A 23,557-nucleotide genomic window follows, 5' to 3' on the forward strand; every position below is an offset into this window, starting at 1 on the left:
CATCCAAAACCAAGAACCATGGACATCTCACGCATGACCAATGTCGCCTTGACCGGGCTTGCCCGCGATCTCGCCAGCCGAGCCGCTGAGGGTCGTCCGGTGCGCATCGGTGTTATCGGTTCGGGCGAGATGGGCACAGACCTCGTCACGCAAGGCATGCTGATGCCGGGTATTTCCGTCTGCGCCGTCTCTACCCGCCGCCCACACACCGCGCGTGACGCCATCCGCATCGCCTATGGCGACGAGGCGATGGCGGTCGAGGCGGACGCGGCATCGAAAGTCACCGCGGCCATCGAGGCGGGAAAGATCGCCGTCACTTCGAATGAGATGCTGGTCACCAATCCGCTGATCGACGTCGTCATCGACGCCACGGGAAAACCGGGCGTCGCCGCCGATTTCGACCTGATGGCGATGGAGCATGGCAAGCATCTGGTGATGATGAATGTCGAGGCCGACGTCACCATCGGCTGCTATCTCAAGCAGCAGGCCGACCGGCTTGGCGTCGTCTATTCAGTCGGCGCCGGCGACGAGCCGTCGAGTTGCATGGAACTGATCGAATTCGCGTCCGCGCTCGGCCTGACCATCGTCTCGGCCGGCAAGGGCAAGAACAACCCGCTCAACCACGACGCCATGCCCGACGACTATCGCGAGGAAGCGATCCGCCGCAACATGAACCCGCGCATGCTGGTCGAGTTCGTCGACGGTTCGAAAACCATGGTCGAGATGTGCGCCATCGCCAACGCCACCGGGCTGGTGCCCGATGTGCCCGGCATGCATGGCCCGAAGGCCGACCGCGACGATCTCGTCAAGGTGCTGATCCCACGCGAGGATGGCGGGCTGTTGTTGAAAAAAGGCGTCGTCGACTACACCATCGGCAAGGGTGTGGCGCCCGGTGTCTTCGTCATCGTCGAGGCCACGCATCCGCGCATCATCGAGCGCATGGACGATCTGCATATCGGCCACGGTCCCTATTACAGCCTGTTCCGGCCCTATCATCTGACCTCGCTGGAAGTGCCGCTCACCGCTGCCCGCATCGTGCTTTTCGGCAAGCCCGACATGGTGCCGCTGCCAAGGCCCGTCGCCGAGGTCTGCGCGGTCGCCAAGCGGGACCTGGCTGCCGGCGAGACCTTCGATGCGATCGGTGAGACCTGCTATCGCTCCTGGACGATGACCGTCGGCGAAGCCCGCGCCCAGCACGCCGTGCCGGTCGGCCTGCTCGAGGGCGGCAAGGTGCTGAAACCGGTCCGGAAGGGCGAATTGCTCACCGCCGACAATGCCGCGCCCGACCAGACGACGAGACTGTTCGCCTTGCGCCGGCTGCAGGACGAGATGCTGTACGGGGCGAACTGAGTTTTACTTTCCCAACTCGATCGACCGCAGCCGAGCCGCCTCGACTGCCTGCGTCAGCAAATTGGTCAACCGGTCTTCGCCCATCAGCACGGCAAGCGCCGCAGCCGTCGTGCCGTTGGGGCTGGTCACCTGCTGGCGCAGCACGCCGGGTTCCTCCTGGCTTTCGGCAGCGAGCGAGGCAGCGCCATAGACGGTCTGCATCGCGAGCAGCCTGGCGGTTGCGCTAGGCAGCCCCGCCTTCTCGGCGGCCACGGTCAGCGCTTCGATGAAGTGGAAGATATAGGCCGGCCCGGATCCCGACACGGCGGTCACCGCATCCATCAGGCCTTCGTCGTCAATGGTGGCCACTTCGCCGCTGGCCGACAGCAGGTCGGCGACAAAGCGCTTGGTATCATCCGAGACCAGCGGGTTGGAAAACACCACCATCATGCCTTTGCCGATGGAGGCGGGCGTGTTGGGCATGCAGCGCACAACAGGCGCGCGGTTGCCGAGGATGTCTTCGAAGGTGGCGACCGGCGTGCCGGCGGCGATGCTGACGAAGGTGGTGCGGCCATCGCCGAAACGCTTGTAGGCGGCGGTGACGTCGCGGATCACCTGGGGTTTTACCGCGATGACGACGAGATCGGGCACCGCATCGGCTGGAATCTCACCGGCGTCCGCTGATGTGGCGCAGCCAAGCGTTGCAGCGCGCTGGCGCAGCTCCGCATTGGGCTCGATAACGAAAACCGCCGAGGGCGCGAGCTTGCCGGATTTCAGCCAGCCCGAAAGCATGGCGTAGCCCATATTGCCGCAGCCGGCGAGAACAAGCCTGTTCGTCATCGAAAGCCCTCCGAAGGAAGGCTTTGACATAGACGCTCACGCTTCAGGGGGGAAGCCCCGTCAGGCGGGACGCGAGCCACGCACCGCGATCGGCCGCAGCGACACTTGCCTCAGGCCAAGCACGCCGAGCACGAAGAACAGCCAGACCGGGTCGCCGCGATGGAAGAAGAAGCTTTCTAGGAAAGCGTTGAGCGCGGTGAACAGCACCACCATCATGAAGAAGTCGCCGAGATAGATGTTTTCCCTGCGCAGCGGAATGCGCATGTAGTCGCGCAGCGGCGCGAACAGGAAAGTGTAGACCGCCACGCAAAGGGCGGGGATGCCCATCAGCACGGCGATGTCGAGATAGCCGTCATGGCCATGCACGATGGTCCGGATGTCCCACGGCCTATCGAAAGGCTGGTCCTGGTTGAGCAGCAGCGGCGTGCCCCAGAAGCTTTCATAGCCGTAGCCGGTCCATGGCTTCTTCGCCAGCATCGAGCCGGCGAACTCCCACAGCGTGGTGCGGCCGGTATAGGTCATGTCGGGAAAATAGATCGCCGCCAGATGTTTCACCGGCGGCAGGAAGACGATGCCCAGCGTGCCGACCGCCGTGGCGATGATCGCCAGCGCGAACAGGATCGGCGTGCCGAGCCGCATGCCCATCAGGCTCGGCAGCACGACAATCAGGATCGAGAACGGTACCAGGCCGGCGGTGGTCTTGGAGCCGGTGTGCAGCATGAAGATCATCGCCGCGCAGAATATGCCTGCGCCCCACCAGCGTTGACCGCGCCGGTAGAGGTAAAGGCCGGCAAAACTGAAGCAGGCCATGATCGGACCGGCGATGTTCTTGTGGGTGAACACGCCGCGCCATAGGCCGGCGTGTTCGGGCTCCTGGGAGTCGGCTGTGTGCAGCGCCTCATGCGGAAAGACGATCAGGCCGACATAGGAAAGGCCCATCACCACCACGGCGGTGAAGATGATGATTTTCGAGAAGGATTCGGCATCGCGCGGCAGCGCCAGGATCGTTGCCATGGTCAGGATGCCGATCATGGTGAAGGAGGCGGCGCGCATCGCCGCGGGCGGGTCGGTCGCCAGCACCACCGACAGGAAGAAGAAGCCCAGCATCAGCACCCAGGACGGGCTGAGCAGCGAGCGCACGATGCGAGGATCGGCGAAGGCCATCAGCGAAAAGATCGAAATGGCGCCGAGCGAACCGAAGCCGAGCTGATTGACGATGTCGCCGCCGTCGCCGGTGAGTTCGGCGCCGGCCGGCTGGAACGGGCGAAAGGACACCATGATGACGCTGAACAGCAGTGCGGCGATGGCGGTCGCCACGCCGTCGCGCGTGAACGCGTCGCTGAGCGGTACGCGCTCAGTTTTTCTCGGGCTGGCGATACTGCTCATTGGCATATCCGAATTCGGCCAGCACGCGGCCGAGCGCCACATGGACGGGGTAGATGGCAATCGCCGGCGATCCTGTGCGCGCCAGCCGGATCAGGCCGCGAAACGGTGCGGCAGCCAGCAGCGCCAGGCTCTTCGCTAGCACCTCGGCGCCGGCCAGCGGCGTGCCGGCGCGCTTCTTCTTCTCGACCAGAGTCGAGATCACGCCGTTGCGCAAGCTGCGGGCCCGGATCCAGTCGGGCTCGACACGCCGCGCCGGGACGGTCTCGCGAACCTTGGCCTCGGCGCACCAGCCGAGCACAAAGCCATTCTGCACCGCCCGGCTGAGAAAGTCAGAATCGCCGCCGCCCATGAAGTTGAATTTCAGGTCGAGGAAGGGCGGCTCCATGGCGACCAGCACGTTGCGCCCGACCAGAAGATTGCCGGACGAATAGAGCGCCGGCACGCGCCCGGTTTCCCGGTAGGGCGGCGCGAACACCGGATGCTCGGCCCATCTCGCATGTGCAGCGTCTGCGAAGACAGGCACTTGCGGGCCGCCGACGATGTCGGCGCCGAGCGTCTCGGCAGCCATGCACATGCGTTCCAGCCAATGCGGATCGGCGATCTCGTCATCGTCGATGACCAGCAGATGCCTGAAGTTCGGAAAGTGCAGCATCGCCGTCTGCCAGCCCGCATTGTAGGCGCTGCAATTGCCGCGCTCCTGCGCGACGATGACCATGCCTGGCATCTCGCCGCGCTCGAACAGCGGCAGCACCGCCTTGGCGCCTTCCCGCACCTCGGCTTCGTTCTCCATGACGATGACGGCAAAGCGCCTGCCGGTCCGCTGTGCGCGCAGCGAAGCCAGCGTGTCGAGCACCTGTTCGGGGCGCTTGAAGGTCGGCAAGGTGACGACCGCTTCGACAGCCTCCACGTTAAGCCGGGGAGACCGTCCAGCGATCGATACCGAACCATCCGATGGCAAAGGGATCATCCGTGTCCAGCCACATGGTGAGTCGCGTTCTGGTAGCACCACGGTGATAAGGTTTCGTTAATCACCTTGCACGGAGAGGCCCGTCGGGCAGGGGCTTTCGGCCGTTGATTGTGCTCGCTTAATCAAGGGTTCACCGCGCTTTGCTACCGGCTACACCACAGGATAGGTGAGATGCATCTGCTGTTCGTCACATCGATCGTGCCCGACGGCGCTCTCGCCTCGGGCTACGAGATCGCCAATGCTGCGATCATCGCTGCGTTACGGCGGGCTGGTGCGCGCGTCACGGTCATCGGTTTCACCTGGCCCGGGAAGGTCACGGCCGACCCGGAAAACACCGTGGTGCTGGGTGAGATCGACGTGCGCACCGAAAGCGCCTCTGCGCTACGAAAGCTCGCCTGGGTCCGCAAGGCGATGCTGTCTGGCCTTACCTTCGCGTCGGTCAAGCTGCGTGCGGTGTCCGAGCACGAAGTGGAGGCCGCTCTCGAACAGGCCGGGCCGTTCGATGGCTATGTGCTGAATTCCGTGCAGTTCGCCGGCGCCTTCGAAAAGCTCTTCGAAGACAAGCCTTCGATCTTCGTCGCCCACAATGTCGAGCATCTCTCGGCGCGGGAAAACGAGGCTGCCGCCGGCGGCGTCTTCCAGCGCTTGCTGTTCCGCCGCGAGGCTAGGCTGCTCAAGGTCGTGGAAGAGCGCCTCTGCCGCCGCGCGCGCTTTGTCTTCACGCTGGCCGAGGAAGACCGCGCTGCTCTCGGCGTCGCCTCCAACGACCGCTCGGCGGTGCTGCCGCTGGTGACCGGCGCCAGGGCGCCAGTCCGGAACGGCCCGCGCCGGATCGACTGCGACGCCGCGTTGATCGGCACCTGGACCTGGCAGCCGAACCGCATCGGCCTCGACTGGTTCCTGGGCAAGGTGGTGCCGCATCTGCGGCCCGGTTTCCGCATCCGCATCGCCGGCCACATGCCTTCCGGCGTCACCTCGGCACATCCGGGCGTCGAGTTTGTCGGCCGTGTCGCGGATGCCAGGGCATTCGTATGCGGCGCGGCCGTCATCCCGCTGATCAGCACCGCGGGCAGCGGCGTGCAGCTGAAGACCATCGAGACCTTCGAGCTCGGCCTGCCTTCCGTCGCCACCAGCCGTTCGCTCCGCGGCATCGGCCATCGCCCCGACAACTGCGTCGTCACCGACGATCCGGCCGGTTTCGCCAGGGCCCTGGAGGCGGCGGCGGCCGACATCCGGGACGTCGATGGCGGCGCGTTCTATCGCCAGCAGGTCAAGGCGCTCGATGCCGCCATCCGGTATGGCCTCTCAAAACTCGGCGCGGTCAGGCAGGAGGTGTTGGCATGAATATGCACACCGCCCGCGCTGCCTTCGGGCTTGACAGCCTGAAGACGATCCTCGGCATCTCGGTGCTCGCCATCCGCTGGGACGATGCCGTCGCCCTGCTGAACCGCCTGATTGCCGAGCGGCGCTTCACCAAGGTCAGTTTCCTCAACGCCCACAACGCCAACATCGCCTGTTCAGACCCGGACTTCGCCGAGGCGCTCGACGATTTCCTCATCCTGCCGGACGGCATCGGCGTCGATCTCGCCGCAGCACTTCTCTACGGCGCGCCCTTTCCGGACAATCTCAACGGCACCGATTTCGTGCCGGCCTTCCTGCAGGCCTCGACGCGGTCGCTGACCGTCGGCCTGCTCGGCGCGACGCGTGTCAATGCCGAGGCGGCGTCGGTCAAGCTGGCCGCCCTTGCCGTGCACCACAACTTCGTGGTCATTCATGACGGCTACTTCTCCGCCGCGCAGGAACCGGAGATCATCAGCAGGATCGCGGCGCTGCGGCCGGATATGCTGCTGGTCGCCATGGGCGTGCCGCGCCAGGAACTGTGGATTGCGCGCCACATCGACGAACGCCACTGCACCATGCCGGTGGCGGTTGGCGCGCTGCTTGATTTCCTGAGCGGCTCGGTGCCGCGCGCGCCGCTCTGGATGCGCCGCCTGCGCCTGGAATGGCTGTTCCGGCTGGCGGTCGAGCCGGGCCGGCTCTGGCGCCGCTACGTCGTCGGCAACCCGGTGTTCCTGTGGCGGGTCGTCAAGCAGAGATGGTCGCGCGGCGCCGAAACGGCCGGAGAGCGCCGTTGAACAAAAGGTTTGTTCCAGATGCCCTGGCCGGCCCGGGCCTGTTGCCGAAGACGCCGACGGCGGCGGTGGTGACGGCGAGCTACGCGCCGGATCTCGAGCGCTGCCGCCTGTTGTGCGAGACGCTTGACCGCCATGTTTCCGGCGCCGCGCACCACTACATCCTGGTCGAGCACCGCGACGTCGCTCTTTTCCGCCAGCTGGAGACCAGCCGGCGCACAGTTGTCGACGAGCGTGACCTGCTGCCGCGCTGGCTGCGCGCTTTCGACGATCCGCTCAGCCTGTTTCGCCGGCGTGTCTGGCTCAGCCTGAAGACGCAGCCGCTGCGCGGCTGGCACGTGCAGCAGCTACGCCGCATCGCCATTGCGGCGCATGCCAGAGAAGATGTTCTAGTCTTCTGCGATTCCGACGTCGCTTTCCTGAAAGCGTTCGACTGCGCCACCTTCTGGCGTGATGGCAAGGCACGGCTGTTCCGCCGCGACGGCGTGCTTGCGGATGACGGTCATGACGAGCATCGCATTTGGTCGAGCAACGCGGGTTCCGCACTCGGCATCGACCCGTCGCGCGTGTCGACCCACGACTACATTTCGACGCTGATTGCCTGGCGCCGCGACACCGTGCTTGCCATGTGCGGCCAGATCGAGAAGTTGCATGGCCTCGACTGGGTCGAAGTCGTCGGCTCGGCGCGCAGATTCTCCGAATGCATGATCTATGGCCGCTATGTCGACGATCTGCTGGACGGAGCCGGCCACTTCCACGGTTCGGAGGAATTCTGCCGCGTCCACTGGACGGGCGAAGCACTGTCGGACGATGAGTTCCGCCGCTTCGTTGCCGGCATGGCGCCGGAGCAGGTGGCGATCGGCATGCAATCCTTCATCGGCACCGATATCGGACGCATCCGCCGCCTGATCGGGCTGGGTTAGCCTGAGCAGGAATTCAGGTCAGGACGAGCCGAAAACAGTGGCTTCCGAGAACCGGAGCGGAGCGTACTACGGTACGTGAGCACCGGAAGCGCAGGGAGCCGCTGTTTGCAGGCCGGCGTCACCTGAATTCAGATTGCTTTCGCCGGCCTGCGCAGCGCCGAATAAGTCAGCAGCATCGAGGCGAGATAGAGCAGCAGGAAGACGATGTTGAGCGACAGCACCAGCTCCGAGGTGTCGGAGATGGTGGTCAGCACATAGGTCAAAAGCAGCGCCTTCAGGGCGGCGAGCAGGCCGAGATTGAGCGCCCGTACCGCCGTCTGGCCGCGGGCGAACAGAAGCTCGGCCTGGTATTCGACCAGATTGCGCAATCCCGGAACGCAGATTGCCAGCGCCACCAGCGGCGCGGCCTCGGAGACGTTTCTGCCGAGAGCGTTGGGGAAGAAGTGCAGCACGATGCCGAGCGCCAGCAGCGCCAGCGTCGAAACGGCGAACACGCCGCCCTCGATGCCGCTCTTGACCGCCAGCCGCGACAACAGGTCCGGCGCGCGCATCATGCGTTGCACCAGCATCATCGAGAAGGTGCGGATCGGGATCGCGGTCAGGTCGACCAGCCGCATGATGATGGCGTAGATGCCGGCCAGATGCGGGCCGCCGATCGCCAGCACCAGCAGCTTGTCGAATTCCGATTGCAGGTAGAACAACACTTCCGCGCCGGCGACGTAAATGGAATCGGCCAGCCGCCTGAGATAGAGCTCGATGCGCAGCCGCAGTCTTTGGCGTGGATAGAACCAGCCAAAAGCCAGAACCAGCGAGGCAGCGTTGGCGCCGATATAGAACCAAGACCACACCCAGATGCTGTGCTGCGCCGAAACCATGAACAGCACCGCGCCAAGCGCCCGCAGTGCCGTCGCCAGGATCGCCAGGATCGCGGCGCGCCCGAATTTGCCCAGCCCGTTATTGACGATCAGCGCCACCTCGACCGGGCGCCACAAAAGCGCTTCGGCAAATACGATCGCCGAAAACACCGACAGCGGCACGGTGCCGGCAAAGAAGATCAGGTAGACCCCGAACGAGGCCAACGCCAGGAGCGGCAGCGAAACGATGCCGAGCAGCAGGAAGCCGGCTGTGAAGGTGCCGATCAGATTGGGGCGGATGGTGGCGGTGCGGTAGAGCGCCGAGATGAAACCGAAGGCCAGGATCCGCGACAGCATCACACCGGCCGCCGAGGCGGTGGCGAACATGCCGAATTCGGAGATCGACAAAGTGTTGGCGAGGGCGATGAAATAGGCCAGCGAAAACACCAGCCGCCCGCCGGCGCCGCTGATCGCCGAAAAATAGTCGCGCACCAGCCCCCGTCGCTCGGCCACGAAAGTGCCGATCCGGGCGAAACTACGCCTTTGCGGTATGCCGCGAGCTTCGGTCATGTGCCGGGAAGCCATAGGCGGGAAAGCTTAACGTGCCGTTCTGAGGCCCGGATGCGCTGAAGTTCCGGCACTTGAGGTTATGGAAGGCTTACACGCCGGCCTGCCGAAATTAACCTTTTGTTTCCTATGCTTGTTTAGCGTGGCTTAACGAATAGCCGACCGCCGCTGCCCAGCGGCCAAAGAGTGAAGCTCCAAGACAATGGTCGACAGGGAAAACCGTGAAGACTGGAGGCGCGAGCGTTCATTGCTGGCGCTCGGCCAGCCCATGCGCGGTGAGGATGACGCATCCCTGGTCTCTATAGGCGATCGCGCAGATTCTGGCTGGCGCGAGGATGCCGCCACGCGCCATCGCCTTGCCCGTTCACGGCGCGAGGCGCGGACGAACCCAACGCCGTCTGCCGCCGCCGGAACAGAGCGCCTCCGGCCGGATGAGCAGCCGGAAGCGGCGGCTCGGGACGACGCCTGGCGCTCGCAAGAGGACGCCGACGATCTGCCGCCGGCCATGCCGTATTCAAGGCAGTCCGCTGAAGAACCTTCCGGCAGCGCTCGCTCGCATGACAGGTCCGGATCCAGCCAGGCAGGCGAAGCCAATGCATCCTTTGACGATCGCAGGGACGATCAACAGTGGAAGCCGCTGATCGATCCGATGCAGGTGGTGCGCGGCATTGCCAGGTCGAAACTGCTGATCATCACCACCACCCTGATCGGTGCCGGGCTCGGCATCGCGATCGCGCTGTCGACGCCGAAGAAGTATGAAGCCACCGCTGAACTGATCGTTGACCCGCGCGACCTCAAGCTCACCGACCGGGACCTTACCCAGAATGTGGTCGCTTCCGACGCCACGCTCGCCATCGTTGAAAACCAGGTCCGGGTGCTGACCTCGGGCACGGTCTTGAACAAGGTCGTCGACAAGCTCAACCTGGCCAACGATCCGGAGTTCAATGGCCAGGGTGCCGGCGGCCTCGGCATCAGGTCTCTCATTCGCTCGATTCTTCCGCACCAGGACGGCCCGAGCGGCGCGGACGAGGTTCGCCGGCGTGCGCTCGCCGTTGGCAATCTGGCCGAAAGCCTGTCTGTCGAGCGTGGCGGCAAGACCTTCGTCATCACCGTCAGCGCGATCACGCAGAACGGCGAGAAATCGGCGCTCATCGCCAACACGATGACGGATGTGTTCCTGCAGACCTTCGGTCAGATCCAGTCCGCTACGGCCGGCCGTGCGACCGACGAACTGACGGCAAGGCTCGATGAACTACGCAAGGGCGTCGAGGCAGCCGAACGCAAGGTCGAGGAGTTCAGAGCTTCGCATGACCTCGTCGACGCACAGGGTCATCTGATCAGCGACGATGAGATGCTGAAGCTCAACGAGCAGCTCTCGGTCGCCCGCGCCCGCACACTGGAGCTCAATGCAAGGGCGGCTTCGGCGCGCTCGATCGACGTCAATTCGGTTCTGGCCGGCACCTTACCGGAAGAGATCAATTCCAACACGATGAGCGATCTGCGTTCGCAATATGCAACGCTCAAGCAGGAGGCGGACCGTGCTGCCATCCGGCTGGGCCCGCGCCATCCTGAACTCCAGGCGCTGAACGCACAGATTGCCGGTGCGCGCGACCGCATCGCCGGCGAGTTGCGCCGCATCGCTTCCTCGCTGCAGGTCGATCTGAAACGCGCCGTCCAGCTGGAACAGGATCTCTCCTCCCGCCTTGCCCAGCTCAAAGTGCGCAGCGGCGACGTCAACAACGATTTGGTGTCGATGCGCGAACTGGAGCGCGAGGCCGCCGCCAAGCGCTCCGTCTACGAACAATATCTGCTGCGCGCCAAGGAGACCGGCGAGCAGAAGGACATCAACACCGCCAACATGAATGTGATCTCCAAGGCCTTCGCACCGCTCGAGGCCAAAGGTCCGTCGCGGGCCGTGATGGCCCTTGCCGGTCTGCTCCTGGGGTTTGCCACTGGAATTGGTCTCGGTGCCATGCGCGGCGCCTATGAAAGCCTGCGCGAGACCGCCACATCGCGCTCGCGCCGCGACCGCAAGGCGCCTGTCGAAGACCAGGCATTCCGGGCGGCGCCGCCACCCCCGCCGCCAATGCCGGCACCGCCCGTGCCGCCGGTGCCACCCCCGCCGCCAGCACCGCCACCGCCCTTGGCACAGGCCGAAGCCGCTCCCGCCGAACGGCCCGGGCGTGTCGCCGCGCTCATGGCGAAATTGCGCAACGTCATATCCCGCAAGCCATCCGCCGAAGTGGACGATAACAGCGAATTCGCCGCCTTTGGCGCGCGGCCGGCGGATGCTGCCATGCCCTCCGGTTTCCCGAACCCGGATCCCGCCTTCATGCCGCGGTCGTCGGACTATTCGCGGCCGCCTTTCCCGCCAGGCTTCGATGCCACTTATTCGCAGCCGATGGGGCCGCCGTCGCGGTCGCCTCTGATGCCGCCACTGCCGATCTATCCGGCTCCGCCGCCCTATACCCCTGCATCACAGGCCGGCTCGATGCAGTCCTGGCCGGCGCCGTCGCCTGCAGGTTACCCCTATACCCAGGCCATGGCGCCGGATGCCGGGAACATGCCGTATCCGCCGCAGCCTGCGCCACCGCGGCCACCGGCCTACCCACCCCAGGAGCCGTCGCCGGTTGAGGAAGGCGCCGAACAGGCGCCGATCGAGGAAATTCGTGCCAGCCTGCGCGAATTCCGCGAGGCGGTCCGCGAACTCACCGAGAGCCGCGCCCGCCGCCGCTACTTCTGAGCCACAAGATACGTTGCCGAGGCCGAACAAAACCATCCCGGTTTTCGCGTAAACGGCATGGGACGGCGCTTTGACGGGATTGCGTGCCGGAATTTTCGTGACAATGCCGCGCTGCATGTTGCCGGCGCCGGGACATTGCGTCTCGAAAGCGGCGTTGCGCGAAACAGGGTTGAGGATGGTTCATGGCCGAAGTGATTGACGGAAAGAGCGTTGCCGAGGATGTGGTGCGAACGGTCAAGGCGTTGACCGCCGAGCTGGTCGCCAAGGGCAAAGCCAAGCCTGGTCTGGCCGTGGTCATCGTCGGCGAGGATCCGGCGAGCCAGGTCTATGTCGCTTCCAAGTCGCGCACCGCCAAGGAATGCGGCTTTCATTCGCTCCAGCACACTCTGCCGGCCGAGACCTCCGAGGAGGCGCTGCTCAAGATCATCGCCGATCTCAACGCCGATCCGGCCGTCAACGGCATCCTGGTGCAGCTGCCGCTGCCCGCCCACATCGACGCCGGCAAGATCATCCAGGCGATCGCGCCTCAGAAGGATGTCGACGGCTTCCATTTCATCAATGTCGGCAAGCTCGGCACAGGCGAGCTGGATACGGCCTTTGTTCCTTGCACGCCGGCCGGCTCGATGCTTCTGATCCAGCGCGTGCGCGGCAAAGACCTGTCCGGCCTCAACGCCGTCGTTGTCGGCCGCTCCAACATCGTCGGCAAGCCGATGGCCAATCTGCTGCTTGCCGCCAACTGCACCGTCACCATTGCCCACAGCCGCACCAAGGATCTGCCGGCGCTCGCCCGCACGGCCGACATCCTGGTCGCCGCCGTCGGCCGGCCGGAAATGATCAAGGGGGATTGGGTTAAGCCGGGCGCCACCGTCATCGATGTCGGCATCAACCGCATTCCCGCACCCGAGAAGGGCGAGGGCAAGTCGCGCCTCGTCGGCGATGTCGCCTATGCCGAGGCGGCCAGGCAGGCCGGCGCCATCACGCCGGTGCCCGGTGGTGTCGGGCCGATGACCATTGCCATGCTGATGGCCAATACGTTAGCTTCTGCCTACCTTGCGGCCGGATTGAAGCGGCCCACCTTCTGAGCCCGGGTTGACCCTGAAAGCGCCAGTTTTGCCGAACCCCACCATTTCCCCGGAACGGCCGGTCACGACTGATCCCGTTCAAGGTGGCCGGCAGTTCGCCTTCCTGCTGGTCGACAAGTTTTCCATGTTCTCGCTGGCCGCGGCGATCGACACGTTCCGGTCGGCGAACCGTCTGCTCGGCCGGGATTTCTATGGCTGGACCACGGTGTCGGCCGATGGCGATCCGGTGATGGCGTCCAACGGCCTGCCGCTCAAGATCGACTATGCCGTCGCCGACCTGCCGCCGGTTGACATCCTCTTCGTCTCGGTCGGCCTGACGACGGAATTTCCCGGCAAGAGCAAGGTCCTGGCCGCGTTGCGCAGCTGGGGCCGGCGCGGCAACGCGCTTGGCGCGCTGTCGGTCGGGTCCTACCTGCTGGCCGAGGCCGGCCAGCTCGACGGTTACCGCTGCACCATCCATTGGGAAAACCGCGCCGGCTTCATGGAGCGTTTCCCCGACATCAACTGCACCGGCAATGTCTTCGAGATCGACCGCAAGCGCTACACCTGCGCCGGCGGCACCACCTCGATCGACCTGATGCTGGAGATCGTGCGCGGCGATTTCGGCTCGAACCTCGCCAATGGCGTCGCCAACCAGTTCCAGCACGAGCGCATCCGCTCGGCCGGGGACCGCCAGCGCGTCGGGCCGGAACGCGATCTGACCGGCAAGTCGGAGAAGCTCAGGCGCATCGTCGAACTGATGGCCGACCATCTCGACGAACCGCTGTCGGCGGTGCAACTCGCAAAATCGGCCGGTCTTTCCGTGCGTCAGGTGGAGCGTCTGTTCCTGCGCCACCTCAACGTGACGCCCGGCCGCTACTACATGCGGCTGCGGCTGGAGCGGGCGCGCGAATTGCTGCGCCAGACCAACATGCCGATCCTCGACGTGGCGATCGCGACCGGCTTCACCTCGCATTCCTATTTCGCCCAGAGCTACCGGCTGCAGTTCGGCAGGCCACCCTCGGAAGAGCGTCGCACCACTTACTGAGCCGGGGCTTCGGTCTGCCCCAGGACGCCTGCCGCTGGGGCGATCCTGCTGCACGAACGCTTTTTTCCCCGCCCAGAGGCCCGAGCGAGACGGCCGCGCCGGGCTTGTGTCCTGACGCCGCCTCAAATAGCTTCCCTGTGCGGATTAGGGGGCTAACTCAGGAGATTTCGATGGCGGTATTTGCGCGGAGCGTCGCTGCGGCGATCCTCCTTTTGTCGATGACGACGTTCGGCTTTGCCGCAAACAAGGTCATCATCATTCTCGACGCTTCCGGCTCGATGTGGGCACAGATCGACGGCAAGCCCAAGCTCGAAATCGCCAGGGAATCTCTAAGGACCGTGCTTCAATCGGTTCCCGCCGACGATGAGATCGGCTTCATGGCCTATGGCCATCGCGAAAAAGGCAGCTGCGACGACATCCAGCTGATCGTGCCGCCTCAGCCAGGCTCGGCAAGCGCCATCACGGATGCCGCCGACAGTCTGAAGTTCCTTGGCAAGACGCCGTTGACGGCAGCCGTCAAGCAGGCGGCCGAAGCGCTGAAATACACCGAGGACAAGGCAACCGTCGTCCTCATTACCGACGGGCTTGAGACCTGCGGCGGCGATCCCTGTGCGTTGGGTAAGGAACTCAAGGCATCCGGCGTCGATTTCACGGCCGACGTCGTCGGCTTCGGATTGACGGCCGACGAGGGCAAGCAGATCGCCTGCCTGGCCGAAAACACCGGCGGCAAGTACATCCAGGCCTCCGATGAGAAGGCGCTGCAGGAAGCCCTGGTCGAGACCGTCGCTGCCCCGGCGCCGGCACCCGCGCCTGAACCGGCTCCCGCACCGGCGCCTGCGCCGAAAGCAGCCGAGGTCGACTACAACTTCATCCCGCAAGCGTTCTTGAAAGAGGGCGGCGAGGTGCCGAAGATCGATGTCTACTATGAAATCTTCAAGGATGATGCCAAGGGGGCCAGCGGCGAGCACGTCGATTCCGGCTATAACGTCGTCAAGTTCCATCTTGCTGCCGGCAACTACATCGTCGTCGCTACCAGCGGTGCCGCCAGGGCCGAGCAGAAGGTTTCGTTGACGGCGGACAAGGCAACGGACCTAGCGCTCAATCTGAACGCCGCGGAGCTCTCGATTCACGCGCGGCCGGCGCCGGGAGCCGATGTCGACCGCAATGCGCAGATCAGCATCGCCTATTCCGGCGGCACGTCGGACAGCAATTACGGCGAGGTCAAATACGTCGTTCCGGCCGGCGAGACCAAGGTCACCGTGAAGCTGGGAGCCGGTGAGGCGAGCGAGACCATGCAACTTGCCGCCGGCCAGGTCGTCGACAAGGACATCATCGTCGGCGTCGGCAAGGCCAAGGCCAACGCCTTCTACACCCAGGGCGGCGAGAAGGCCGAAACCGATGTGGGTTGGAAGGTGTACAAGGCGGCCAAGAAGCTTGATGGCAGCCGCGATCAGGTGACTTACGCCTACGGCCCCGACAGCCAGTTTGATCTGCCTCCGGGCGACTATGTGATCGGCGTCGACGTGCAGGCCGTGTCCACGGAACAGCCTTTCAGCGTCACGGTCGGTCAGGTGACCGATGTCAACGTGACGCTGAATGCGGGCGTCCTGGCTGTCGACGCACCAGGCGCGGATGGCTTCAAGATCTTTGAGGCCAAGAAGAACATCCAGGGCGAGCGCAAGCAGGTGACCTACGCCTATGGCGAAAAGATGCAGACCACGCTGGCGGCGGGCGACTACGTGCTGGTGACCAACTTCACCACCGACAAGGCCGACAAGGAGACGCCCTTCACGGTCAAGGCCGGCGAGCGGAGCGAGCTCAAAGTCGAGTAGCATCCGGCAGGACAAACAAAGAAGGGCGGCTCAAGGCCGCCCTTTTCGTTTGAAAGTCAGGAATATCAGGCCGTTCCGAATGCGCTGGCGCCATGGTCGGCACGGCCCACCAACTGCCGGAAGCCGGCGAAAAGCTCGCGGCCGAAGCCGAACTCGTTGCCGATGAGATCGGCTTCGGCGGTGCGGCGCAGCGCGAATTCGGTTCCCGGCACCAGCACCTCCAGCGTTCCGGCATCGGCGTCGAGGCGGATGATGTCGCCGTCGTGAAGCCGGGCGATCGGCCCGTCCTCGACCGCTTCCGGTGTCACGTGGATCGCCGCCGGCACCTTGCCGGAAGCGCCAGACATGCGCCCATCGGTGACCAGCGCGACGCGTTGGCCGCGATCCTGCAGGATGCCGAGCACGGTGGTCAGCTTGTGCAGTTCCGGCATGCCGTTGGCCTTCGGGCCCTGGAAGCGGATGACGGCGATGAAATCGCCGGTGAGCGTGCCCGCCTTGAACGCATCGTTCAGGCCCTGCTGGCTGTCGAACACCTTGGCCGGCGCCTCTATGATGCGCCGTTCCGGCTTGACGGCGGAGGTCTTGATGACGGCGTGGCCGAGATTGCCCGCCAGCACCTTCAGGCCGCCCGTCGGCTGGAACGCCTTGTGGAACGGCGCCAGCACCTTTTCGTCGCCGCTGGCCTGCGGCGAGGCCTCGCGCACGACGGAGCCATCGGCGCCGAGTTTTGCCTCGACAGCGTAGGGTCGCAGGCCTTCGCCCCACACCGTCTGCACATCCTCGTGCAGCACGCCTTCGTCGAGCAGTTCGCGGATCAGGAAGCCGAGCCCGCCGGCGGCATGGAAATGGTTCACGTCGGCAAGGCCATTCGGATAGACGCGAGCCAGAAGCGGCACCGCTTCCGAAAGGTCGGAAATATCCTGCCAGGTCAGTGCGATGCCGGCCGCTGCCGCCATGGCAATGAGGTGGATGGTATGATTGGTCGAGCCGCCGGTGGCATGCAGGCCGACGACGCCGTTGACGATCGACCGCTCGTCGATCATCCGCCCGACCGGCGTATAGGCATTGCCGAGCGCGGTGATCGCCAGCGCCCGCTTCGTCGCCTCGCGGGTCAGCGCTTCACGCAACGGCGTGCCGGGATTGACGAAGGAGGCGCCGGGCGTATGCAGGCCCATGATCTCCATCAACATCTGGTTGGAGTTCGCCGTGCCGTAGAAGGTGCAGGTGCCCGGCCCGTGGTAGGATTTGGATTCGGCTTCCAGCAGTTCGGCGCGCCCCGCCTTGCCCTCGGCATAGAGCTGGCGGACCTTGGCCTTCTCGTCGTTGGGCAACCCGGTCGTCATCGGTCCGGCCGGAATGAACACCGCCGGCAGATGGCCGAAAGTCAGCGCCGCGATCACCAGTCCCGGTACGATCTTGTCGCAGACCCCGAGAAAGACGGCGGCGTCGAACATGTTGTGCGACAGGCCGACCGCCGCCGACATGGCGATTACGTCGCGCGAAAACAGCGACAATTCCATGCCGGGCTGGCCCTGCGTGACGCCATCGCACATCGCCGGCACGCCGCCGGCCACCTGGGCGATGCCGCCGGCCTCGCGCGCCGCGTCCTTGATCAGGGCCGGATAGGTCTCGAAGGGCTGATGCGCCGACAGCATGTCGTTGTAGGAGGTGATGATGCCGAGATTGGGCACCTTGTCGGCACCGAGCGCCAGCTTTTCCGAGGGGCTGCACACCGCAAAGCCGTGAGCGAGGTTGCCGCAGGACAATACCGACCGGTTGGCGGTCTGGTTCGACGCTTCGGCGATACGGCCGAGATAGCGCTCGCGGCCCGCCTTCGAACGTTGGCGAATGCGCTCGGTGATGGCTTCGATATCGCGTCTTGCGGTCATGGCGGTCGGTCCTTTCAGGCGAGGTCCCGGAAACATCCTCCCGCCGTTGCCGGGACCACTAAATCCAAAATCAGGGCGCCCAGAAAACCTCTACGGGTCTGGGTGCGGCGTCGAGCACGGCGCGGATAGGCTTTCGCGGCCCGGGCGCGACCGCGCCGTCGAAGGCGGTGCGCTTGTCCTCGCCCTCTATGTGCAGCGCGATGAAGCCGGCATCGATGATGCGCGCCAGCGTCAGGGTCAGCCGCGGCTCGCCCGCGCTGGCCGCATGAACCGGCAGGATGATCCGGTCCGAGGCCGGGTCGAGCAGCTCTGCCAGATCGTCGGCGTCGGGAAAGAAGGAGGCGGTGTGGCCGTCCGGCCCCATGCCGAGCACCACGACATCGAGCGGCCAGGGCAGGGAGCGCAGTGCTGCATCGTCGGATGCCGCTGCATCCTCGATGCCCGATGCCTCATGGTAGAGCGGTACGAAGCGCGCGGCTTTGGCGGCGTTCTGCAAGAGATTGGCGGCCACCAGCCCGGCGTTGGAGCGCGGCGAGGAGGCGGGCACGAAACGCTCGTCGACCAGCGTCACGATCACCTTGTCCCAGGCGATCGGCATCGCCGAGAGGGCGGCGAAGAATTTTGTCGGCGTCGTGCCGCCGGAGACGGCCAGCACTGCCGTACCGCGCTCCGCAATCGCCCTGGTCAGCCGATCGGCCACGCGGCCGGCCAGCGCCACGGCCAGTTGCGGCCGGTCGGGGAAAGCGTTCCAGTTGTAGCTGGCGCCGTTCAATTGCTCTCGTGCCATGTCCGCCCGTCACGTTCGATCAGCGCTATCGAGGCAGATGGCCCCCATGTGCCTGCCGTATAGCCCTGCGCTTCCTGCTTGGCGCCTTCCCAGGCATTCTGGATCGGGTCGATCCATTTCCACGCCGCCTCGACCTCGTCACGGCGCATGAACAGCGTCTGGTTGCCACGGATGACGTCCATGATCAGCCGTTCATAGGCATCGGGCGCGCGGCCGTCGAAGGATTGCGCGAAGCTCATGTCGAGCGAGATCTGGCGCAGCCGCATGCCGCCCGGGCCCGGATCCTTGATCATGATGAACTGCTTGACGCCCTCGTCCGGCTGCAGCCGGATGACCAGCTGGTTGGCGAAGATCGGCCCGGCGCTGTCGCCGAAGATCGAATGCGGGATCGGCTTGAACTCGATGACGATTTCCGAAACCCGGGTCGCCAAGCGCTTGCCGGTCCTGAGGTAGAACGGAACGCCGGCCCAGCGCCAGGTGCCGATCTCGGCCTTGATGGCGACGAAGGTCTCGGTGTTGCTGTCCTTGCCGAGCTCCTCGACATAGCCCTTCACCGGCCCGCCGGCCGATGCACCGGCGCGATACTGGCCGCGCACCGTGTGCTTCGGCGCCTCGTTGCCGTTGATGCGCTTCAGCGCCCGCAGCACCTTGAGCTTCTCGTCGCGCACGGCGTCGGCGTCCATCGACGACGGCGCCTCCATGGCCACGAGGCAGAGCAACTGCAGCATGTGGTTCTGCACCATGTCGCGCAGCGCGCCGGCCTTGTCGTAGTAGGTGACGCGGTCTTCCAAGCCGACGGTCTCGGCCACCGTGATCTGTACGTGGTCGATATGGGCGGAGTTCCACAGCGGCTCATAGAGCGCGTTGGCAAAGCGCAGCGCCATCAGGTTCTGCACCGTCTCCTTGCCGAGATAGTGGTCGATGCGGAAAATCTGGCTTTCGTGGAAGTCGTCGCCGACCAAATCGTTGAGTGCCCGCGCCGAGGCAAGGTCGCGGCCGATCGGCTTCTCCAGCACGATGCGCGAGTTCGGCGTGATCAGCTTGTTCTCTTTCAGCTTGTGCGAGATATCGCCGAACAGCGCCGGCGCCACCGCCAGATAGAAGGCGCGGATGCTCTCGCTCTCGCCGATCGCCTTCTTAAGCTTGTCGAAGCCAGCGCCGCTCGTCGCATCGGCCGAGATATAGGAGAGCCGCGCCAGGAAGGTCTTCAATTCCTTGGCGTCGATATCGGCCGGCTTGACGTGATCGGAGATCGCCTGGCTGGCGAAGGCCCGGAATTCCTCGTCGCTCATTTTCGAGCGCGATGTGCCGATGATGCGCGTCGGCTCGGAGAATTGATGGTCGCGCTGGCGATAATAGAGCGACGGCAGAAGCTTGCGTTCCGACAGGTCGCCGGTGCCGCCGAAAATGATGAAGTCGAAAGGATCGACGGGAATGATCTGGCTGGTCATGGTCTGTCCGCTTTGACGCCGGTCGCGAGTACGCGGCTGATATATTCTAATCGATTTAAATTTTCCAGTGCCATGGTGTCACATCGAGGACCAATCGCTGGACATTGATTGGATCCACATGTGCGCTTGACACTGGCGCTTGCCGGAGGCTTGTCGGTGAACGAAGACTCCGGAAGCTTTCGCAGTTGCAGCATAGAACGTGAATGTGACGAAAGCTAAGGGAGAAATGGCGCCTTGTCTGTCGCGGCATGGGCCGCGCCGGTCAACCGCCTTATTGGTTCCGGGAAGACATCGATGAGCGGACAAGGCATGCGTCTGGAAAACAAGGTCGCCATCATCACCGGCGCGGCATCAGGCTTCGGCGAAGGCATGGCCAAGCGCTTCGCGCAGGAGGGGGCCAGGGTCGTTGTCGCCGATCTCAACGCCAAGGGGGCGGAGCGCGTCGCCAGCGAGATCGGCGAGGCGGCGATCTGGACGCAGACCGATGTTTCGCTGCGCTCCGAGTTCGACGAGATGGTCTATGCCGCCAAAAGCGCCTTCGGCCGCATCGACATCATGGTCAACAATGCCGGTTACACCCACCGCAACGGCGACATGCTGAAGGTCGACGAAGAAACCTTCGACCTGATCACCGCTGTCAACATGAAGGCGATCTATCACGCGGCCCTTGCCGTGGTGCCGATCATGGAGCGGCAAGGTGGCGGCGTCATCCTGACCACGGCCTCCACCGCTGGCCTCAGGCCACGGCCCGGCCTCACCTGGTACAATGCCTCGAAAGGTTGGGCGATCACCGCCACCAAATCGATGGCGGTGGAACTCGCGCCGAAGAACATCCGCGTCAACTGCCTCTGCCCGGTGGCCGGCGAGACCGGCATGCTGGAGAAATTCATGGGCGCCGACACGCCGCAGATTCGCGAGACTTTCCGCGCCTCGATCCCACTCGGCCGGCTTTCGACGCCCCTCGATATCGCCAATGCCGCACTCTGGCTGGCATCGGATGAAGCCGCCTTCATCACCGGCGTGGCGCTGGAGGTCGATGGCGGACGCTGCATCTGAAGCGCATCGTCATTGTGGCGCAGGTCGGTTTCGACCGAGCCTGTGACTTCGATTTTGACTTGTACCGGCAACGGGCGGCGGCGAGCCCGGCCTCAGCCGCAAATGCGCCGGTACATCAGCCGCCGGTCTTGATGTAGCTCTTGTAGACCCAGCCGGTCTTGCCGTTGTAGACGATCTGGCACCATTGCTTGCAGATCATCACCTGCACCGAGGTTCTTGCCGGTACAGTGCCGATGGCGGCTGCGTTCTTCTTCGGGCCGCTGCGCATGGTCACCGGCCTTAGGATACGCCCGTTGCCGGCCGCCGCCACTTTGGGTGGCTTGGCCCTGGCCTTGCTGCCATCATCACTCGCCGTCGGCTGCTGTTCGGGCGCTTGTGGCTGCACTTCAGGGATGGCGGCGGTCTTCGCTCCATCCGGATTGCTGCCTGCCGCAGGTGCTGGGGCGGCAACCTTGGCAAGTTCGCTGGCGGCATCGGTATCGGTCGCCGATGGCGCGAATGCCGCCGTGACAGCCGGCTTGTTCGGCGCCGGCTCAGCCTGATTGGCCGCCTGGCTGGGGGCAGCCGCTTGATCGGGTGCCGCCGAAGCGGTTTTCGGCTGTGCCTCGGTCCAGCGGGGATCATTGGCCGCTAGCGCTTGTATGTTTGCTTTCGCCACCGCCACCGTCGGTGAGACCTGGTCGGACTTGCGGGCCGGCTGCGGCACCGTCGCCGCGGCCACCGTGGTTCCGGCCGGAACGATCTTCATCGTTTTCACCGGAATGCTCGGAATGCTCTGCTCCTGGCTGGCGGCAGCTTGCCGCTCGCTCGTCGGCAATGCCAGCCAGAGCGCCACCGCGGCCACGCCGAGCAGCGCGGCGGTGCCGACCGCGGCAATCACCAGATGCGAGTTCGAACGGACTTCCTGCCAGAAGGACGGCCGCATGTCGTATCCAAACTGCATGGCAAAGCGCCGACGTTCCGGAACACCGAAACTGAAGGGCTCTCTCACTCTCGCCACCTCCATACGCGGGCCGATGTTCTTTCGATCGTTGCCGGAAGTCCGGCGTCTGATCGGCATCGGTCCCAAAAATCAACACGGGCAAGCCCGCAGCAATCCCCGAATAGTCGCCCAGAAGCGCGAACCTTTCGCCCCCGATTGTGGCATCAGTACGCCATTATAGCGGATTCTGCGCCTTTGCCGGCATTTCCGCAACGTGTCGCAAGGGCAATGAATATTACAATATTACATGAGGTCGTGATGGCGATCGGATCCAGCACGAGGCGCGTCACCTCGAAACGGGTCCATGCGACGCACTTCAGGCCTATGTCGCTTCCCCTGACCGAAGGTCACTTTTGGACGACATGCACTAGATCCTATCGCGCAGCGCGAACCAGTTGAGCGCCAGGAAAAGCAGCGGCGTACGGAAACGGCGGCCGCCGGGAAATGGCGGAATTTTCAAATCCTCGATCAGTTTCAGCCGGTCGCGATTGCCGGCAACGGTCTCGGCATAGAGCTTGCCGAAGAAGTTCGACAGCATGACGCCGTGGCCGGAATAGCCGCCCGCCGCGATCACATTCGGCATCACTTCGCGCACGAACGGTTTCCTCGGCACGGTGATGCCGACATAGCCGCCCCAGCCATGGGTGATCTCGATACCTTTCAGCGCCGGATAGAGCTCCGCGATCTGGCGGCGAATGTGGATGTGGATGTCTTTCGGGTCGTTGACGCCATAGACCTCTCGTCCGCCGAACAACAGCCGGCCATCCCTCGATTTGCGGAAATAGCGCACCACGAAGCGGGAATCATCGACGGACTCGCCGCCGGGCAGCACTTTCGAATCCGCCCCCAAAGGCACGGTCGCACCGATGAAGGAGCCGATCGGCATGATGTGTGCGGCACTCACCGGTTCGAGCGTGCCGCCATAGGCGTTGACCGCGATCAGGCATTTCTGTGCCGTCACGGTACCTCTTGGCGTGGAAACCCTGACCTTGCCGCCAGCGGCAACGATGCCGGTCGATGGCGTTTTTTCAAACAGCTGCGCACCGGCCTGCGCCGCCACACGCGCCGTGCCGATCACCAGCTTCATCGGATGGATATGGCCGGTGCCGGTGTCGCGCGTGCCGCCGAAATAGGCGGTCGAGCCGAGCCGCTCCGCCGTCTCCTTCGCATCCATGAAGGAGATGTGCGGATAGGAGAAACGGCTGCCCATGATCTCGGCATGCGCCTTGTAGTCGTCGACATAGCGCGGCTTGTGCGCGACCGAGAGCTGGCCCGGCATGTAGTCGATATCGATCTGGTTGGAGGCGGCGAATTCGATGAGATGCGTCTTCGCCTCCTCGGCGAGATCGAACAGTGCCTTGGCGCGGGACAGCCCGTATTCGGCCTCCAGATCTTCTGCCCAGGCGCGCTGGCCGGTGCCAAGCTGGCCGCCATTGCGGCCCGATGCGCCGTCACCGAAACGGTAGGCTTCGACCAGGACGACATCGGTCCCCGCCTTGGCTAGATGGGCGGCCGCCGACAGCCCAGTAAAGCCGCCGCCGATGATGACGACATCGCAACTCCGGTCGCCGTCGAGTGCCGGATACTCTGGTCTAGGTCCCGCCGTGTCTTCATACCAAGAGCGGCCGGGAGAAATCGGAGATTGATAGGGCATGGGAACGCCAATGAATGGTGAATGGTGTGGATGGTGAATGGCCGCGAGAAAGCGCG

18 protein-coding genes are annotated in these 23,557 nt (G+C 64.6%); 9 read left to right on the forward strand and 9 right to left on the reverse strand.

Translation table 11 applies throughout. The features are described 5' to 3' along the window. The first annotated feature begins 33 nt into the window (after window positions 1–33). Complete coding sequence (locus MAFF_RS26545; protein ID WP_044551366.1) at window positions 34–1,350, forward strand: NAD(P)H-dependent oxidoreductase; 1,317 nt, start codon at window positions 34–36, stop codon at window positions 1,348–1,350. Window positions 1,351–1,353: 3 nt separating this feature from the next. On the opposite strand, the gene proC is transcribed toward MAFF_RS26545, so the two are convergent. The 3 genes from proC to MAFF_RS26560 are packed head-to-tail and all read right to left on the reverse strand — an operon-like array spanning window position 1,354 to window position 4,522. Continuing rightward, window positions 1,354–2,169 carry a pyrroline-5-carboxylate reductase gene (proC, locus tag MAFF_RS26550; protein ID WP_010914096.1) on the reverse strand — a complete coding sequence of 272 codons (816 nt, stop codon included), beginning with the start codon at window positions 2,167–2,169 and terminating at the stop codon, window positions 1,354–1,356. 60 nt (window positions 2,170–2,229) lie between these two features. Then, window positions 2,230–3,555 (reverse strand): O-antigen ligase family protein, encoded by a 1,326-nt coding sequence (locus MAFF_RS26555; RefSeq protein ID WP_044549288.1) that lies wholly within the window; start codon window positions 3,553–3,555, stop codon window positions 2,230–2,232. Beyond that, window positions 3,524–4,522 carry a glycosyltransferase family 2 protein gene (locus MAFF_RS26560; protein WP_044549290.1) on the reverse strand — a complete coding sequence of 333 codons (999 nt, stop codon included), beginning with the start codon at window positions 4,520–4,522 and terminating at the stop codon, window positions 3,524–3,526. Before MAFF_RS26560 ends, MAFF_RS26555 begins: the two co-directional genes overlap by 32 nt. 171 nt (window positions 4,523–4,693) lie before the next feature. On the opposite strand from MAFF_RS26560, the gene MAFF_RS26565 reads away from it, so the two are divergent. Genes MAFF_RS26565 through MAFF_RS26575 form a run of 3 tightly spaced genes read left to right on the forward strand, consistent with a single transcriptional unit; the run spans window position 4,694 to window position 7,577 of the window. After that, entirely contained in the window at window positions 4,694–5,866 is a 1,173-nt protein-coding gene (locus tag MAFF_RS26565; RefSeq protein ID WP_010914099.1) for a glycosyltransferase family 4 protein, read from the forward strand. Then, window positions 5,863–6,657, forward strand: a complete 795-nt coding sequence (locus tag MAFF_RS26570) for a WecB/TagA/CpsF family glycosyltransferase (RefSeq protein WP_032928739.1) — start codon at window positions 5,863–5,865, stop codon at window positions 6,655–6,657. Before MAFF_RS26565 ends, MAFF_RS26570 begins: the two co-directional genes overlap by 4 nt. After that, window positions 6,654–7,577: a DUF6492 family protein gene (locus MAFF_RS26575; RefSeq protein ID WP_032928741.1), complete on the forward strand. Its 924-nt coding sequence runs from the start codon at window positions 6,654–6,656 to the stop codon at window positions 7,575–7,577. The genes MAFF_RS26570 and MAFF_RS26575 overlap by 4 nt, the downstream gene beginning before the upstream one ends. A gap of 128 nt (window positions 7,578–7,705) precedes the next feature. Here the strand turns inward: MAFF_RS26575 and MAFF_RS26580 are convergent, their stop codons facing one another. Further along, window positions 7,706–9,001 (reverse strand): lipopolysaccharide biosynthesis protein, encoded by a 1,296-nt coding sequence (locus tag MAFF_RS26580; protein WP_010914102.1) that lies wholly within the window; start codon window positions 8,999–9,001, stop codon window positions 7,706–7,708. A gap of 199 nt (window positions 9,002–9,200) precedes the next feature. On the opposite strand from MAFF_RS26580, the gene MAFF_RS26585 reads away from it, so the two are divergent. The 4 genes from MAFF_RS26585 (at window position 9,201) to MAFF_RS26600 (ending at window position 15,682) form a co-directional block, all read left to right on the forward strand. Further along, window positions 9,201–11,741 carry a GumC family protein gene (locus tag MAFF_RS26585; RefSeq protein WP_044549293.1) on the forward strand — a complete coding sequence of 847 codons (2,541 nt, stop codon included), beginning with the start codon at window positions 9,201–9,203 and terminating at the stop codon, window positions 11,739–11,741. Between the two features lie 182 nt (window positions 11,742–11,923). After that, complete coding sequence (gene folD, locus MAFF_RS26590; RefSeq protein ID WP_010914104.1) at window positions 11,924–12,823, forward strand: bifunctional methylenetetrahydrofolate dehydrogenase/methenyltetrahydrofolate cyclohydrolase FolD; 900 nt, start codon at window positions 11,924–11,926, stop codon at window positions 12,821–12,823. Between the two features lie 28 nt (window positions 12,824–12,851). Beyond that, a complete protein-coding gene (locus MAFF_RS26595; protein WP_032920700.1) occupies window positions 12,852–13,850 on the forward strand; it encodes a GlxA family transcriptional regulator in 999 nt (332 codons plus the stop codon). A gap of 170 nt (window positions 13,851–14,020) precedes the next feature. Next, window positions 14,021–15,682, forward strand: a complete 1,662-nt coding sequence (locus MAFF_RS26600) for a vWA domain-containing protein (RefSeq protein WP_044549294.1) — start codon at window positions 14,021–14,023, stop codon at window positions 15,680–15,682. A gap of 65 nt (window positions 15,683–15,747) precedes the next feature. Here the strand turns inward: MAFF_RS26600 and edd are convergent, their stop codons facing one another. The 3 genes from edd to zwf form a co-directional block, all read right to left on the reverse strand. After that, on the reverse strand, window positions 15,748–17,571 hold the full coding sequence (gene edd / locus MAFF_RS26605; protein WP_010914107.1) for a phosphogluconate dehydratase: 1,824 nt from the start codon (window positions 17,569–17,571) through the stop codon (window positions 15,748–15,750). A gap of 70 nt (window positions 17,572–17,641) precedes the next feature. After that, the gene (gene pgl, locus MAFF_RS26610) at window positions 17,642–18,358 is read right to left on the reverse strand and encodes a 6-phosphogluconolactonase (protein WP_010914108.1); all 717 of its coding nucleotides are present in this window, start codon (window positions 18,356–18,358) and stop codon (window positions 17,642–17,644) included. Next, window positions 18,340–19,809, reverse strand: coding sequence for a glucose-6-phosphate dehydrogenase (zwf, locus tag MAFF_RS26615; RefSeq protein WP_010914109.1), 1,470 nt, complete (start codon window positions 19,807–19,809; stop codon window positions 18,340–18,342). The genes pgl and zwf overlap by 19 nt, the downstream gene beginning before the upstream one ends. 309 nt (window positions 19,810–20,118) lie before the next feature. On the opposite strand from zwf, the gene MAFF_RS26620 reads away from it, so the two are divergent. Next, complete coding sequence (locus MAFF_RS26620; RefSeq protein ID WP_044549298.1) at window positions 20,119–20,865, forward strand: SDR family oxidoreductase; 747 nt, start codon at window positions 20,119–20,121, stop codon at window positions 20,863–20,865. A 115-nt stretch (window positions 20,866–20,980) separates the two neighbouring features. Here the strand turns inward: MAFF_RS26620 and MAFF_RS26625 are convergent, their stop codons facing one another. Both MAFF_RS26625 and MAFF_RS26630 read right to left on the reverse strand, forming a co-directional pair. Then, a complete protein-coding gene (locus MAFF_RS26625) occupies window positions 20,981–21,856 on the reverse strand; it encodes an SH3 domain-containing protein (RefSeq protein ID WP_044551369.1) in 876 nt (291 codons plus the stop codon). A gap of 358 nt (window positions 21,857–22,214) precedes the next feature. Next, window positions 22,215–23,501: an NAD(P)/FAD-dependent oxidoreductase gene (locus MAFF_RS26630; RefSeq protein WP_010914112.1), complete on the reverse strand. Its 1,287-nt coding sequence runs from the start codon at window positions 23,499–23,501 to the stop codon at window positions 22,215–22,217. Window positions 23,502–23,557: the final 56 nt, after the last annotated feature.

The sequence above is a fragment of the Mesorhizobium japonicum MAFF 303099 genome (genome assembly GCF_000009625.1).
Lineage (GTDB): Bacteria > Pseudomonadota > Alphaproteobacteria > Rhizobiales > Rhizobiaceae > Mesorhizobium > Mesorhizobium japonicum.

What these genes read in the sequence shown, in the direction of transcription:
- MAFF_RS26545 (WP_044551366.1), top strand. Translation starts at nt 34, where the DNA reads ATGACCAATGTCGCCTTGACCGGGCTTGCCCGCGATCTCGCCAGCCGA.
- proC (WP_010914096.1), bottom strand. Translation starts at nt 2,169, where the DNA reads ATGACGAACAGGCTTGTTCTCGCCGGCTGCGGCAATATGGGCTACGCC.
- MAFF_RS26555 (WP_044549288.1), bottom strand. Translation starts at nt 3,555, where the DNA reads ATGAGCAGTATCGCCAGCCCGAGAAAAACTGAGCGCGTACCGCTCAGC.
- MAFF_RS26560 (WP_044549290.1), bottom strand. Translation starts at nt 4,522, where the DNA reads ATGATCCCTTTGCCATCGGATGGTTCGGTATCGATCGCTGGACGGTCT.
- MAFF_RS26565 (WP_010914099.1), top strand. Translation starts at nt 4,694, where the DNA reads ATGCATCTGCTGTTCGTCACATCGATCGTGCCCGACGGCGCTCTCGCC.
- MAFF_RS26570 (WP_032928739.1), top strand. Translation starts at nt 5,863, where the DNA reads ATGAATATGCACACCGCCCGCGCTGCCTTCGGGCTTGACAGCCTGAAG.
- MAFF_RS26580 (WP_010914102.1), bottom strand. Translation starts at nt 9,001, where the DNA reads ATGACCGAAGCTCGCGGCATACCGCAAAGGCGTAGTTTCGCCCGGATC.
- MAFF_RS26585 (WP_044549293.1), top strand. Translation starts at nt 9,201, where the DNA reads ATGGTCGACAGGGAAAACCGTGAAGACTGGAGGCGCGAGCGTTCATTG.
- folD (WP_010914104.1), top strand. Translation starts at nt 11,924, where the DNA reads ATGGCCGAAGTGATTGACGGAAAGAGCGTTGCCGAGGATGTGGTGCGA.
- MAFF_RS26600 (WP_044549294.1), top strand. Translation starts at nt 14,021, where the DNA reads ATGGCGGTATTTGCGCGGAGCGTCGCTGCGGCGATCCTCCTTTTGTCG.
- edd (WP_010914107.1), bottom strand. Translation starts at nt 17,571, where the DNA reads ATGACCGCAAGACGCGATATCGAAGCCATCACCGAGCGCATTCGCCAA.
- pgl (WP_010914108.1), bottom strand. Translation starts at nt 18,358, where the DNA reads ATGGCACGAGAGCAATTGAACGGCGCCAGCTACAACTGGAACGCTTTC.
- zwf (WP_010914109.1), bottom strand. Translation starts at nt 19,809, where the DNA reads ATGACCAGCCAGATCATTCCCGTCGATCCTTTCGACTTCATCATTTTC.
- MAFF_RS26620 (WP_044549298.1), top strand. Translation starts at nt 20,119, where the DNA reads ATGCGTCTGGAAAACAAGGTCGCCATCATCACCGGCGCGGCATCAGGC.
- MAFF_RS26630 (WP_010914112.1), bottom strand. Translation starts at nt 23,501, where the DNA reads ATGCCCTATCAATCTCCGATTTCTCCCGGCCGCTCTTGGTATGAAGAC.